13 protein-coding genes and 1 pseudogene are annotated in these 14300 nt (G+C 60.8%); 1 reads left to right on the top strand and 13 read right to left on the bottom strand.

The genetic code is table 11. The features are described from left to right. Nucleotides 1-51 precede the first annotated feature (51 nt). From HU751_RS08650 to xerD, 7 genes and pseudogenes are all read right to left on the bottom strand, one after another. On the bottom strand, nucleotides 52-801 hold the full coding sequence (locus HU751_RS08650; RefSeq protein WP_028691584.1) for a thioredoxin fold domain-containing protein: 750 nt from the start codon (nucleotides 799-801) through the stop codon (nucleotides 52-54). Between the two features lie 176 nt (nucleotides 802-977). Next, the gene (locus HU751_RS08645) at nucleotides 978-1256 is read right to left on the bottom strand and encodes a hypothetical protein (protein ID WP_050704205.1); all 279 of its coding nucleotides are present in this window, start codon (nucleotides 1254-1256) and stop codon (nucleotides 978-980) included. Nucleotides 1257-1319: 63 nt separating this feature from the next. Continuing rightward, complete coding sequence (locus HU751_RS08640; RefSeq protein ID WP_202892804.1) at nucleotides 1320-1685, bottom strand: hypothetical protein; 366 nt, start codon at nucleotides 1683-1685, stop codon at nucleotides 1320-1322. A gap of 367 nt (nucleotides 1686-2052) precedes the next feature. Beyond that, nucleotides 2053-2292, bottom strand: a pseudogene (locus HU751_RS27250) (RHS repeat-associated core domain-containing protein); the annotation flags it as partial. Then, nucleotides 2293-2751, bottom strand: coding sequence for a hypothetical protein (locus HU751_RS08630; RefSeq protein WP_186734845.1), 459 nt, complete (start codon nucleotides 2749-2751; stop codon nucleotides 2293-2295). Further along, complete coding sequence (locus HU751_RS08625; protein WP_225933251.1) at nucleotides 2748-7121, bottom strand: RHS repeat-associated core domain-containing protein; 4374 nt, start codon at nucleotides 7119-7121, stop codon at nucleotides 2748-2750. Before HU751_RS08625 ends, HU751_RS08630 begins: the two co-directional genes overlap by 4 nt. Before the next feature lie 105 nt (nucleotides 7122-7226). Further along, a complete protein-coding gene (gene xerD, locus HU751_RS08620; RefSeq protein ID WP_050704202.1) occupies nucleotides 7227-8123 on the bottom strand; it encodes a site-specific tyrosine recombinase XerD in 897 nt (298 codons plus the stop codon). A 68-nt stretch (nucleotides 8124-8191) separates the two neighbouring features. Here xerD and HU751_RS08615 point away from each other — a divergent pair, with 68 nt between their 5' ends. Continuing rightward, entirely contained in the window at nucleotides 8192-10012 is a 1821-nt protein-coding gene (locus HU751_RS08615) for a cation:proton antiporter (protein ID WP_186734847.1), read from the top strand. A 105-nt stretch (nucleotides 10013-10117) separates the two neighbouring features. On the opposite strand, the gene HU751_RS08610 is transcribed toward HU751_RS08615, so the two are convergent. From HU751_RS08610 to ffh, 6 genes are all read right to left on the bottom strand, one after another. Beyond that, entirely contained in the window at nucleotides 10118-10525 is a 408-nt protein-coding gene (locus HU751_RS08610) for an acyl-CoA thioesterase (protein ID WP_186734849.1), read from the bottom strand. 100 nt (nucleotides 10526-10625) lie between these two features. Continuing rightward, complete coding sequence (rplS, locus tag HU751_RS08605; RefSeq protein WP_011535315.1) at nucleotides 10626-10976, bottom strand: 50S ribosomal protein L19; 351 nt, start codon at nucleotides 10974-10976, stop codon at nucleotides 10626-10628. Between the two features lie 42 nt (nucleotides 10977-11018). After that, on the bottom strand, nucleotides 11019-11771 hold the full coding sequence (trmD, locus tag HU751_RS08600; RefSeq protein ID WP_028691588.1) for a tRNA (guanosine(37)-N1)-methyltransferase TrmD: 753 nt from the start codon (nucleotides 11769-11771) through the stop codon (nucleotides 11019-11021). Between the two features lie 3 nt (nucleotides 11772-11774). Beyond that, nucleotides 11775-12311 carry a ribosome maturation factor RimM gene (gene rimM, locus HU751_RS08595; protein WP_028691589.1) on the bottom strand — a complete coding sequence of 179 codons (537 nt, stop codon included), beginning with the start codon at nucleotides 12309-12311 and terminating at the stop codon, nucleotides 11775-11777. A gap of 5 nt (nucleotides 12312-12316) precedes the next feature. Beyond that, nucleotides 12317-12568, bottom strand: a complete 252-nt coding sequence (gene rpsP / locus HU751_RS08590) for a 30S ribosomal protein S16 (protein WP_011535318.1) — start codon at nucleotides 12566-12568, stop codon at nucleotides 12317-12319. A gap of 232 nt (nucleotides 12569-12800) precedes the next feature. Further along, complete coding sequence (gene ffh, locus HU751_RS08585) at nucleotides 12801-14177, bottom strand: signal recognition particle protein (RefSeq protein WP_050704199.1); 1377 nt, start codon at nucleotides 14175-14177, stop codon at nucleotides 12801-12803. Nucleotides 14178-14300: the final 123 nt, after the last annotated feature.

Below are 14300 nucleotides of genomic sequence, written 5' to 3'. Positions count from 1 at the left end.
GCGCCGACCGTGAAACATGCCGTCACCCCATGACGACGGCGTCTGAATTGATTACTTGCTCTCTGCCAGGGCCAGCTTGGCCACTTGCGGCGCCGGCTGGTAACCCGGAATCACCTGGCCATTCTGTAGAACGATCGCCGGCGTGCCATTTACACCAATCGATTGGCCCAGCTGGAATTGCTTGCTGACCGGGTTGGCGCACTTGGCGGCCTTGATCTCCTTGCCGTCGACCATCTTGTCCAGCGCCGCGCGGCGATCGCTGGAGCACCATACCGCCTGCAGCTGCTCGTCACCCGGCGAACCCAGGCCCTGGCGCGGGAAGGCGACGTAGCGCACTTCGATGCCACGGCGATTGAGCTCCGGCACTTCGGCGTGCAGCTTGTGGCAGTACGGGCAGGTGGTGTCGGTGAACACGGTGATGTGCGACTTGGTTTCACCCTTGGCCGGGTAGACCACCATCTCGCCAACCGGAATGCCGTTGATCAGCTTGGCAATGCCCTGGCGCTCGGTCTTCTCGGTGAGGTTGACCGGCTTGCCGTCCTGGATCTGGAACAGGTAGCCCTGCATGACGAACTGGCCGTCGGCGCTGGCGTACAGCACGCGACCACCCTGCAGCTTGACTTCGTACAGGCCATTGAGCGGGCTGCTGCTGACGCTCTCGACCGGCACTTCCAGCTCGAGGTTCTGCAAGGACTTGCGGATCGCCTGCTCGGCACCGGCGTTGGCATCGGTGGCCGCGGCGACGGCAAAGGTACTGGCCAACGCCAGGGCGGCGGCGGCGAAAATCTGGGTCACGCGCATGGGGTACTCCTGAAGGCGGACGGGGCCGGATGCAGCACGCCCGTACTGAAAACGGGGTGTCATTGCGGCCCTCGGTGCAAACCGTCCAAGCCTACCACAGAAGCGGCGGCGGTCGAGGCGTGCTCGATCGGGAGCGCAAGGCTGCGTGCGCCAGGGGGCGGCGGTCACCTCGGCTATCAATCACCGTCTACCAGCAAGACCTCATCTGCATCACTGGAAACTTTCAGAAAATCAACCAAAGCAAGCACATCGCGATCAATGTCCTGTAACAGCAGCGCAATCAACATCTTCTGCTGTCTGGGATAAATCCTGGATCGCCCATAAGGATCGATATAAAGCCCCGTCTTTTCACGCAACTCAATAAATGCGCCCTGCACACGCTTCACCTCAGCGTCACTCAGTTGAAGGTAGGGCTTGTCGCCTAGCGTGTCCGACAGATAGGAGATGTCCAGCATTACAAAACCCTATAATAAACCTGGAGAATCAGAATCTCTTTCCCGGTTTATTAAGAAATTCATCTAAGAATATTTAATATCATATTTTCCAATCACATCGAAAACATGGTCATAAGTGCTAAGAACTATATGCTGAAATCCATCTCCATCTATGTTATCTATCAAATCAAAGCTCGACAGAGAGTGTTTTTCATATGGGTAATCATCCATTTTATACACAGACATACTTTTAATATCACTAAACAAAAACTCAACGCTAACATCAGGTGCGTCTGTAATCATTGGCTTGCAGGAACGCAAAGATAACGATGCTTTAATGACAAATTTAAAAGGATAGAGTATTAATTCAGCCCCTAAAAGAACCAAAGCATCTCGCCCATAAATCAGACCATATCTTGTTTCTATTGCCTTAACATTCATATTAGCCACAACCTCTTGTCCTTATCGATTCACCACCATCACCAGTTGAAAACCTTCGATCAAGATTTATTTTAGACAATTCCTCTGGAGTTGCCCATCTGGATGGGATTTTGGATACACCAGCTTCTTTAGCCGCGCACAGCCTTCTATTATCCAAGCTAGACACTGAATCTTTATGTGCTCCTTGAGACAATAAGCGCTCTTGAACATTAGTGGGTAAATCCTGCATCCTGACTTTTCTGATTAGCTCAACTTAATTTATATACGAGGGATCATTTATAAGTCTATGCGTTAATCCATTAACACTTCTTCCATCCTCAAACACACCATTAATACTGTCTTGTGAGAATAAAATCGTTTTAGGACTAACAGGAGATAATCCAAGCGGATCAACCCACCCGTTCGGATTCGGCGCATACTGATAAAGATTCGTGCCACCCAGCAACCCTATCGGATCCGGCTGCGTGAACCGCCCGACATCCGGATCATAAAACCGAAACGTGTTGTAGTGCAGACCCGTCTCACGGTCCAGATACTGGCCCTGAAACCTGAGGTTCTGCTCTTCGATGAAATGCGCTTCGCGCACTTCATGTAGTGTATTGCCCCAGACCTGATGTTACCGACGAATTTTGTTCAGGTGTCCCAGTGCGTAATCGCAAGTACCTTTGGCGCCAGGCTCTATCGCCTGCAACCAGGTGAAAAATTTGCGTGCGTGCTCGCTCATGACCCTGACAAATTCATCTTTATCGACTGCAACAGAAACCTCACTATGGCAGGTGACGCTCACCTGCAGACGACCGTTGCTGGGAGTCAGTTTGACTTCGATGGGCTGGTCAGGAAAAAAACAGCTAAACGATTTGCCTTCACTGACCTGTAGCAATCCTTCTGACAAATAGCTCCACAGGTCATCGACGTAATCAAACATGCTTCTGTCAATAAGCGCTGTGCCATCAATCGTAAGAACCAGCGCACCTTCGATAGACGCCTGGCCATTAAATCCTCCTTCATATTCGAAGAAATCGGCAAACCGTTCACCCGTCTTTACATAGGTTTCAATAATAATTTTATTCTTCATTTTGGATACAATTGCCCTACTCTGCCGTTATTAAGTCCAACAACGTACTCTACACCCCCGGAAGTACCACTGACCTGGTATTTACCAACAGTACCCTTACCGACCAACACATCTCTATTCTGCCTCATGACATCGCGAACAACACTCGAAACATCTTGGATCGATAATTTCGGAGACAGGAAACTTTGACGCGCCTTGACCGAGCCATCCCAGTATTTAGGATGATGACGCTCAAGAATATGCTTCATACCACTCTTGTCAAGTTTGAATGTATTACCGCCAAAACGGAAACGCCTACCGCCGAATGCCTTAAGATCATTAATGACTTTTGCCGGATTTGCGGACTTCCTCGGTGTGCCGCAACTGGTCAGACCGAGCGGGTCAAGCCAGGTAAAAGGATTAAGCGCGTAATAGTATAGATTCAGCCCGCCCTCAAGCCCCACCGGATCCGGCTGCGTGAACCGCCCGACATCCGGATCATAAAACCGAAACGTGTTGTAGTGCAGGCCCGTTTCACGGTCCAGGTACTGTCCCTGAAACCTGAGGTTCTGCTCTTCGATGAAATGCGCCTCACGCACTTCCTGCAGGGTATTGCCCCAGACCTGATAGCGCGCCTGCCAGACCGCCTCGCCACTGTCATCCGTCAACTGTTCGGGCAGGCCATTGAGATCGTTATGGTAGTAGCGCACCTGCTGGTGCTGCCCCGCACCGTCAACCCGCGCCAAGGGTTCGTGGCTGTCTTCGACATACAGGTAAAGGCTGGTCTGGCTGTAGCGATGCTCCTGCAACAAGCGCAGGCCATTCCAGGCGAAGCGGGTCTGGTCGAGCAGATTGCCCTGATCGTCATATTCGCTTTTCTCGACACGCCGTCCGAGCGGGTCGTAGCGCATGTTCAGTATCCGTTCGCGCCCACCGTGCTGGCTGCGCACCTGGATCAGGCGGTGCTCGGCGTCGTAGCTGAAGTGCTGGATGCCACGTCGGCTGCTGCGTTTCTCGATCAGGCGGCCGAAGCCGTCGTAGCGGTAGCGTTTGTCCTGGTAGGTGAGCAAGCGGTTATGACGTACCAGGCCGATGCCGGCCTGGGGGCCGTCGAGCAGGTTGGCGGCAGCGTCGTAGGCGAAGGTTTCGCTCTGGCCCTGGCCAGCGTCCTGGCTGGCCATGATCCGGCCGCTGGCATCGTAGTGCAGCAATTGCTGGTGCTGGCTGCCGGGCTGCTGGTTGAAACGGCCGATCAGGTTGTCTGCCGAGTCGAAATCGAAACGTTGCTGTACCGTAGCCGGCAGTTGCGGCGGCTGGTGGTTGGGGCGGCGCAGGCGTGAGCGCAAACGACCGCTGCGGTCGTACTCGCTGCGGGTGCTGACCCGGCCCTGGGTGCGCAGCACTTCACGATGCAGGCGGTCGCGTTCGAAATCGCTGATCACCTTGCCGTCGAGGTTGAGCTGATGCAGATGGCCGCTGCCGTAGTACAGGCGGTTGAGCCAGCGGCCGTCGGGCAGCTGGGTCTGGACCAGGTTGCCGAGTTCGTCGTAGTGATGTTGCAGCACACCATTGGCGCTGTGCTCTTCCAGCAATTGGCCAAGGGCATCGTAAGCGAAGGCCAGTTGCTCGCTGTTGCCTGCCTTGTCGGTGAAGCTGATTGCCGTCAGTTGATCAAGGGGATCGTAGCTGTACTGGGTTTCACCATCATCGGTGCGCTTTTCGATCAAGCGCCCGACGGCATCCCGGTGCAATTGATGAATGATCGCTTCAGCATCGCCTTGGGGGGCGGGGAGGTACTCAACGCAACTGAGGTTATCCAGCCGGTCGTAGTGATAGCGGCTGGCGCTGCCGTCCAGATCCTGCTGTTCAGTCAGGCGATCAGCCAGGTCCCAGCTGAACCTGTAGCTTTCGCTATTTTCATTGGTCAGCGCCAGCAGCCGCCCGTAGGCGTCGTAACTGAACTGCACCCGCCGACCATGCGGATCGATACGCTGCTGCACCTGGCCACGCCGGTTATAGCGGTATTGGGTGGAGTGCCCGGCGGGGTCGGTATAGCTGTTGAGCTGGCCGTTGCGATCAAGCTGATAGTGCTCACTGCGCCCATCGGGCAATTGCGAGCCGAGCAATCGGCCCTGGGCATCGTACTGGTACTCGGTACGTTCGCCGAGGGCATCGGTGACCGCCTGCAGATGCCCGCGCCGGTCATAGCTGAAGCGGGTCGGATACCCCGAACAATCGACCTGTTCAATCAGCAGGCCCAATTCGTTCCAGCGCAGGTGCTTGTGCTTGCCCGCCGCATCGATGATCTCCACCACCTGGCCGCGTTCGTCATGGCGGTAGCGGGTGGTGTGGCCCAGCGGGTCGGTTTCGCTGCTGCAGTTGCCGCGCTGGTCGTAGCGATAGCGCCAACGCCTGCCGGCCTTGTCGGTCTGTACCCGGGGCAGCGACCAGTGTTCCAGCCACTGGGTCGCCTCACTGCGGCCCAGTGGGTCGATGCTTTCGCAGAGGTTGCCGGACTCATCGTACAGGTACTGCCATTGCCCGCCCTGCGGGTCGGTGGCGGCCAGCAACTGGCGTTCGTCGTTCCACTCGAAACGCCAGGTGTGGCCGAGGGCGTCGGTGTACTGGGTGATCTGGTACTGCGGGTTCCAGTGGCGGCTGCTGACCCGCTGCAGGCCGTCGGTGACCCGGGTGATGCCAGCCTCGATGTCGTAGTCGAAACGGTACTCGTCACCGTCGTCGGTCCAGTGCCGGGCCACGCGCCAGTCGTCTGCAGCACGAGTCCATTCATAGAAGCAGCGCAGGCCGCTGGGCAGCTGGTGTTCGACCATGCGCCGGCCCTGGTCATAGGCGAAGCGCCGTTGCACCTGGCCGCTGGCGTCGCGGACTTCGGCCAAGTCGCCGTTGCTGTCATAGGCATAGCTGACCAGCAGCTCGTTCGACTCGTCGCTGTACCATCGCTCGATATGGCTGACCCGGGCTGGCCATTGGCTGCTGTAAACCACCTGCACCTGGACCACATCGAAGGTATCGCGCAGCCTGAGCAAGCGGCCGTTGCTGTCGTAGTCCAGGTAGATGCGGTTGTCGTTGCGGTCACCCAGTTGCGCCAGGCGCAGGCGCTGCGGATTGTTCGGGGCGGGCTGGAACAGGCGATAGAGACCGTCGACGCTTTCGATCAGCAGCTCGCCATTGTGCGCGCGACGCACGCTGAGGCCTTCGCCGGCGCTGAACACGCCATCACCAAGAGGGATATGGCCCATGTCGACGACCCGTGCCTGTTCGTCGGTGAACAGCAGGCGCTCGCCGCCTTCAGGATGTGCCTCGATAGCGACGAAGACTTCGTAATCGACGCTCCAGCCAGCACCGAACAGGCCGTTGCGGCGTTCATCCCGGCTGTTGTAGTAGCGCTGCCAGTCCAACGGGATCAAGCCCGGAAGGCTGAAATCAAGCTCGGCTTCGCCGCTCAACAGTTTGGCGCCAGTGGCGCTGTGGACCGGGTTGGGTGAGCCGGCGATGGCGCTGGTGATCGCGCCGGTCACCTGGCTGGTGACGGCGCTGCCGATGCCACCAATCACCATGCAGCCGAACTTGCTGTAGAACTTGCCGCCGCGCCCGCGCAGCATCATCAAGGCGGTAATCGCCAGGCCGATGCCCGGGGTCTTGCCGCTGCGAATCTCGCGGACCACGATCGAGTCGCCGCCGATGCGCACATTATCGGAGACCAGCCCGGCGTCGACGATCACCGCCTCGCAGGTGCTGCGATCGCCGCTGCGACAGGCCGGGTGTCCGTTGATGGTGACCTTGCTCGAGCCTTCGGCCAGGTACTGCGGCGGCATCGGCGGATGCTTGCTGCAGAGGATCTTGTCGTCGTCGGCAGGCTCGGTGTTCGGCGCCGGGCTGGCGACCGTAGGCCGCCACATCTGCGAGAAAAAGCCCTTGGCCATGTCGAGGAAGCTTTCTTCCTCCTCCTCGGCCGGTGGCTGAGCCGCGTCGCTGCCAGCGGGCGCAGCGGCGGCAACGATGACGCCGGCAGCGCGGGCGGCCGGTTTGCCATTGGTGTGGGTATTCTTCGAGCCGCTGAGGATGTTGGCTTGCACCGAGGGCGGGAACAGGAAGTTGCCGATACCCTCGCATAAACTGCTCAAGCCCTTGTCGGCCCCGGTCTTGCTCATGACCACGCCGACCACGATGCCCACCACCGCGCCGAGCACGAAGCAGCCGAGGCCGCCAGTGGCCACGGTCAGGCCCAACGCCGCGGTTACCGCCGCGGTGGCCAGCATGCCGATGGCGACGTTGGCGGCCACTTCCAGCACGCCGCTGACGATGTCGGCCATCATTGAGGTGTGCATCAGCGCATCGCCCTCGCGGGCGGCCCACAGGGCGTCAGACATTACTGACCGGCAACCGCACGGCTGCAGGGCACTTGAACCTGGTCATGCTTGATTTCCATATCGAGCGTTTGAGGTGTCGGAATCTGCTGGATGATCGCCCGAGCGTCAACCTCGAGGGTGATGCAAAGCGTGTAGTTCCTGCAACCGCGCCTTGGCCACATGGGTGTAGATCTGCGTGGTGGACAGGTCGCTGTGGCCCAGCAGCATCTGCACCACGCGCAGGTCGGCGCCATGGTTGAGCAGGTGCGTGGCAAAGGCGTGGCGCAGCGTGTGCGGCGACAGCGGCTTGTCGATGCCGGCCACCCGCGCCTGGTGCTTGATGCGGTGCCAGAAGGTCTGGCGGGTCATCTGCTCGCCGCGCTGGCTGGGAAACAGCACGTCGCTGGGGCGCCCGCCCAGCAACTCGGCTCGGCCATCGCGCAGGTAGCGCTCGATCCACACCACCGCCTCCTCGCCCATCGGCACCAGGCGCTCCTTGCTGCCCTTGCCCATCACCCGCAGCACGCCCTGGCGCAGGTTGACCTGGTCCAGGGTCAGGCTGACCAGCTCGGTCACGCGCAGGCCACAGGCATAGAGCACCTCGAGCATGGCACGGTCGCGCTGGCCGATGGCCTCGCCGAGGTCCGGCGCCTGCAGCAGGGCTTCGACATCGGCCTCCGACAGCGACTTCGGCAACGGCCGACCCAGTTGCGGCATGTCCACCTGCAGCGTCGGGTCGACAGCGACCAGCCGCTCGCGCAGCAGGTAACGGAAGAACCCGCGCACCCCGGAAAGAAAACGCGCGGTCGAACGCGGCTTGTAGCCCTGGTCGAAACGCCAGGCCAGGTGGTCGAGGATCAGCTCACGCCCGGCATCAGGCAGTGCCACGCCATGCTCCTGCAGCCAGCCATTGAACAGCGCCAGGTCGCTGCGGTACGAAGCGCGGGTGTTGTCGGACAGCCCCTTCTCCAGCCAAAGGGCATCGAGGAACTGGTCGATCAGGGGGTGGTCCAGTGCAGGCATGAAGACTCGGTGGCAAACGACGAAATGACGCTTAGTCTTTCATAACACGGCATGCAGAGGGAGCCCGCGTGAACGAACAGCAGATTCTTTTGAGTGTCGGCGGCATCGGCGCTGCCGCCCTGCTCTGCCAATGGCTGGCCTGGCGCCTGAAGCTGCCGGCGATCCTGTTCCTGCTGCTGTGCGGCATCCTCGCCGGGCCGGTGCTGGGCTGGCTGCAGCCCCAGGCGCTGTTCGGCCCGCTGCTGATGCCACTGGTGTCGCTGGCGGTGGCGCTGATCCTGTTCGAGGGCAGCCTGACCCTGCACCTGTCGCAATGGCGCGAGATCGGCAGCGTGGTGCACCGCCTGGTCACCGTCGGCGCGCTGAGCACCTGGCTGGTGATCGCCCTGGCCACCCACTGGCTGCTGGGCTTCGACTGGCCGCTGGCGATCCTGTTCGGCACCCTGACCCTGGTCACCGGCCCCACAGTGATCGTGCCCATGCTGAGGGTGGTGCGACCGAAGGCGGCGATCGCCAACATCCTGCGCTGGGAAGGCATCGTCATCGACCCGATCGGCGCGCTGCTGGCGGTGGTGGTATACAGCTTCATCATCGCCAGCGCCGCCGGCGACGGCCTGAGCCACAGCCTGGCGACCTTTGCCGGGGTGATCTTCTGCGGCAGCGCGCTGGGCGTTGCCGGTGGCTGGCTGCTCGGGCAGGTCATGCGCGAGCAGTGGCTGCCGGAATACCTGCACAACCTGGCCTCGCTGGCGGCGGTGCTGGGCATCTTCATCGCCGCCAACCAGATCGTCCACGAATCGGGCCTGCTGGCGGTCACGCTCATGGGCATGTGGCTGGCCAACATGCCCGGCGTGGACGTGCGGCAGATCCTGCATTTCAAGGAGAACCTCAGCGTGCTGCTGATCTCCGGGCTGTTCATTCTCCTGGCCGCGCGACTCGACTTGCACGCGCTGCTGGCCCTGGGGCCGGCGGTACTGGCGCTGCTGCTGGTGATCCAGTTGCTGGCACGGCCGCTGAATGTCCTGCTGTCGACCCTGGGCTCGCCGCTGAGCTGGCGGGAACGGGCATTGCTGGCCTGGATCGCGCCACGGGGCATCGTGGCGGCGGCCGTGTCGGCGATCTTCGCCATTCGCCTGGACCAGGCCGGGCACGACGGCGCGCTGCTGCTGGTGCCGCTGACCTTCGCTGTGATCATCGGCACCGTGGTGCTGCAAAGCGCCACCGCCAGGCCTTTGGCCCGCCTGTTGAAGGTGGCGGAGCCGGCGCCGAGCGGGTTCCTCGTGGTCGGCGCCAACCCGCCTGCGCGGGCAGTCGCCAAGGCCCTGCAGCAACTGGGCTGTCGGGTGCTGCTGACCGACTCGAGCTGGGAGAACATCCGCGCCGCGCGCATGGACAACCTGCCGACCTACTTCGGCAACCCTGCCTCGCAGCACGCCGACGCCCACCTCGACCTGGTCGGCCTGGGCCATCTGCTGGGGCTGTCACCGGCGGGCGAGCTCAATGCCCTGGCCTGTGCGCGTTTTCGCCATGACTTCGGCCAGGCCCGATTGTTCGTGCTGGCCAGCGGCCTGGAAAAACAGCGCAGCGACAAGCACCGGGCCAGCGAGGAGCATCGCGGGCAATTGCTCGGGTCGAGCCCGATGACCTATGGACAGCTGGCCAAGCTGCTGCACCAGGGTGCCGAGCTGTACAGCACCACGCTGACCGAGGCCTTCGGCTGGAGCGATTACCAGCAACTGCATGGCCTGCGGGCCACGCTGCTGTTCGCCCGGGACGGGCAAGGCTGGGTGCATGTGGCCAGCCCGGACAATCCGCTCAAGCCGCAGCCTGGATGGACATTGGTGGCACTGGTGGAGCCGGAGCTAACCGAGCAGCCTGTGGCGCATTGACCTGCAGAAGCGGCTTTAGCCGCGATGAATGCCTGGCACCCGCGTTGCGGGTGATCGCGGCTGAAGCCGCTCCTACAGGAACGCGTCAAACCAACGCGAGGGCAATCAGGCCAACGGCAGCACCGGCACCGGGCGCTTGTCCTCATCGATGGCGACAAAGCTGAACACGCCATGGATCGCCTGCTCGCGGCCATCGAGGTACATGTTCTCGACGAACACATCCACCTGCACCTGCAGGCTGGTGTTGCCGACCTTGATCACCGTGCCCACCAGCTCGACGATCGAACCGGCCGGGATCGGGTGCTTGAAATCGATACGATCGGTGGACACGGTCACCAGCGGCAACCGGCAGAACCGGGTGGCGGCGATGAACGACACTTCGTCCATCCACGCCAGGGCGGTGCCGCCGAACAGGGTGTTGTGGTGGTTGGTGGTGTTGGGGAACACCGCCTTGGTCACGCGGGTCACCGACAGCTCGGTGCGGCGCTGGATTTCCTGGTCTCGGGTGGTCATCTTCGGGTCACATCGCAAGGTCGGGTTGCAGAAAGCAAAAAAGCAGCCCGAAGGCTGCTTTTTTCTCGCAAGGCGGCCTAGGCCGCCAGGCAAACTGTACTCAGGACAGTTTTTCCTTGATGCGAGCGGCTTTGCCGGACAGGTCGCGCAGGTAGTACAGCTTGGCTTTACGCACGTCACCACGACGTTTCACGGCCAGGCTGTCGATCTGCGGGCTGTAGGTCTGGAAGGTACGCTCTACGCCAACGCCGCTGGAGATCTTGCGCACGGTGAAGGCGCTGTTCAGACCGCGGTTACGCTTGGCGATAACGACGCCTTCGAACGCCTGCAGACGCGAGCGGTCGCCTTCCTTCACTTTAACCTGAACGACAACGGTGTCGCCTGGTGCGAAGGTCGGGATCTCTTTGCTCATCTGCTCGGCTTCGAGCTGCTGGATGATCTTGTTGGTCATGCTGTGCTCCTAAGATGGATACTTGATCCACCATCGATACGTTTAACTATCGTCCCGCTCGCGGATGTATTCCTCGAGCAGCTTCTTCTCTTCTCCAGAAAGCGAGCGACTTTCCAGAAGATCGGCGCGTCGTTCGAAGGTCCTACCAAGGGACTGCTTCATCCGCCAACGCCGGATATGTGCATGGTTGCCACTTAGCAACACGTCGGGAACACGCTGATCCGCATACACCTCAGGTCGGGTGTAGTGCGGGCAATCCAGCAGACCGTCGGTGAAAGAGTCTTCCTCCGCCGAGTCCACATGCCCTAAAGCTCCGGGCAGCAGCCGTGTAACCGCATCGATCAGTACCATGGCCGGCAGCTCGCCACCGGAAAGCACATAGTCGCCAATCGACCACTCCTCATCGACATGAGCCTCGATAAAGCGCTCGTCGATGCCTTCATAACGACCGGCGATCAGGATCAACGATTCCTGTTCGGCCAGGCCTTTGACCGCCTGCTGGGTCAGCTTGCGGCCTTGTGGCGAAAGGTAGATCACCTTTGCCGATGCTCCGGTTGCCTGCCTGGCGCTAACCAGGGCGTCTTCCAGAGGCTTGATCTTCATCACCATGCCCGGACCACCGCCAAACGGCCGATCATCCACGGTGTGGTGGCGATCTGTGGTGTAGTCCCGCGGGTTCCAGCAGGTCACTTGCAGCAACCCCTGTTTCACCGCGCGGCTGGTAATGCCGTACTCCGTGATGGCCGAGAACATCTCGGGGAACAACGTGATGACGTCTACGCGAAGGTTACCCATCGTCTAGAAGTCCGCGTCCCACTCAACCCGCATCACGCCTGCTTCCAGGTCGATTGCCAGCACGCATTGCCCGGTATAGGGCAACAGACGCTCGCGATCATCCAGGCTGCCTGCGCAGGGCTTGACCACCATTACATCGTTCGCGCCGGTCTCCAACAGGTGATCGATCTTGCCGAACAGTTGTTCGTCCTGATTGATGACCTTCAGGCCCACCAACTGGTACCAGTAGTACTCGTCGGCTGCCAGGTTGGGCAAAAGGCTCCGCGGGATGCAGATTTCGTAACCGCTCAGAAGACGGGCTTCATCACGATCATCGAGGCCTTTGAGTTTCACGACCAGGCCCTTCTGGGAGCCACGACCGCTGACCAGCTCGACCTGTTTTACCTTGCCTTCGTGCTTGAGCGTCCAGCGCGGGTAATCCAACAGGTTTTCAATCGGATCGGTAAAGGAATACACCTTCACCTCGCCGCGAACGCCGTGAACCGAAAAAATCTTGCCAACGACGATGAGGTCATCAGCCTTTTCTGGCGTCGCGTTCATACTGCTCAGGCTGCAGCCTTGGCAGCTTCCTTCAGCAGCTGAGCAACGCGCTCAGACGGCTGTGCGCCCTGGCTCAGCCAGTAGGTGACGCGCTCTTGGTTGACCGACAGCTTGACTTCGGCGCCCGATGCGATCGGGTTGAAGAAGCCAACGCGCTCAACGAAACGGCCGTCACGGGCGTTACGCGAGTTGGTCACGGTCAGGTGGTAGAATGGGCGCTTTTTCGAGCCGCCACGGGCCAGACGAATGGTTACCATGTGAACATCGTTCCTATAGTCGGTGCTGCAAAACTGAATGCCCAATGGGCACACGGGTGCCCAAAAGGCCGCATATTCTCGGGGAATACACGGACATTTGCAAATGCCTTTTTCGGCAATGCCGGGGCCTGCCGCTCAGTTCTGCCGGTTTGGGCCACCTCGCGGTGGCCATGGTCCCGCCGTAGCGGGGGTCTGGCGGGCTTCCTCATATAAGGAAGCCCACCGGATTCTTTTACAGTTTTGGCATGCCGCCACCCGGCAGCATCCCGCCAAGGCCACGCATCATCTTGGCCATGCCGCCCTTGGCGGAGAATTTCTTCATCATCTTCTGCATCTGCTTGTGCTGCTTGATCAAGCGGCCGATGTCCTGCACCTGGGTGCCGGAGCCGAGGGCGATGCGGCGCTTGCGCGAACCGCTGATCAGGTCGGGGTCGCGACGCTCGGCCGGGGTCATGGAGTTGATGATCGCCTCCATCTGCTTGAACTGCTTCTCGGCCGCGCCCTGGGCATTGCCCATCTGCGACAGGTTCACGCCACCGATGCTCGGCAGCTTGTCCATCAGGCCGCCCAGGCCGCCCATGTTCTTCATCTGTTGCAGCTGGTCGCGGAAGTCCTCGAGGTCGAAGCCCTTGCCCTTCTTCAGCTTCTTGGCCAGCTTGTCGGCCTTGGCCTTGTCGATGTTCTGCTCGGCCTGCTCGATCAGGCTGAGCACGTCGCCCATGCCGAGGATGCGCGAGGCGATACGATCCGGGTGGAACGGCTCCAGGGCCTCGGTCTTCTCGCCCATGCCGATGAACTTGATCGGCTTGCCGGTGATGGCGCGTACCGACAGCGCGGCACCGCCACGGGCGTCGCCGTCGACCTTGGTCAGCACCACGCCGGTCAGCGGCAGGGCGTCGCCAAAGGCCTTGGCGGTGTTGGCGGCGTCCTGGCCGGTCATGGCGTCGACCACGAACAGGGTCTCGATCGGCTTGACCGCGGCGTGCAGCGCCTTGATCTCGTCCATCATGTCGGCATCGACATGCAGACGGCCGGCGGTGTCGACGATCACCACGTCGATGAACTTGAGCTTGGCTTCGCGGATCGCCGCCTCGGCGATGGCCACCGGCTTCTGGCTGATATCCGACGGGAAGAAGGTCACTCCGATGTCGTTGGCCAGGGTTTCGAGCTGCTTGATCGCCGCCGGACGGTAGACGTCGGCCGACACCACCATCACGCTCTTCTTCTTGCGCTCTTTCAGGTGACGCGCCAGCTTGCCGGCGGTGGTGGTCTTACCGGCGCCCTGCAGGCCGGCCATCAGCACCACGGCAGGTGGCGCGGCGTTGAGGGTCAGCTCTTCGTTGGCCGCGCCCATCAGGCTTTCCAGCTCGGCCTGGACGATCTTCACGAAGGCCTGGCCCGGAGTCAGGCTGCGCGACACTTCGGTGCCGACCGCGCGTTCCTTGATGCTGTTGACGAAATCCTTGACCACCGGCAGGGCGACGTCGGCCTCGAGCAGGGCCATGCGCACTTCGCGCAGCGTGTCCTTGATGTTGTCTTCGGTCAGCTTGGCCTTGCCGGTGACATGGCGCAGCGTCTGTGACAGGCGGTCGGTCAGGTTTTCGAACATGGTGATCCTTTCAGGCCCAGTGGAGCCGAGGTTTTTCAGATGCCCAGGTGAACATGTACACGCGCCGGGCAGAGCAAGGCGGCGATTATAGCGGAGACTGCTTCCTGCGCACACCTCGCTCGG

Origin of the sequence: Pseudomonas peradeniyensis, assembly GCF_014268935.2 — a bacterium.
GTDB lineage: Bacteria > Pseudomonadota > Gammaproteobacteria > Pseudomonadales > Pseudomonadaceae > Aquipseudomonas > Aquipseudomonas peradeniyensis.
Note: the sequence above shows the minus strand (reverse complement) of the source record. Positions and strands in the feature narration are given on the sequence as shown.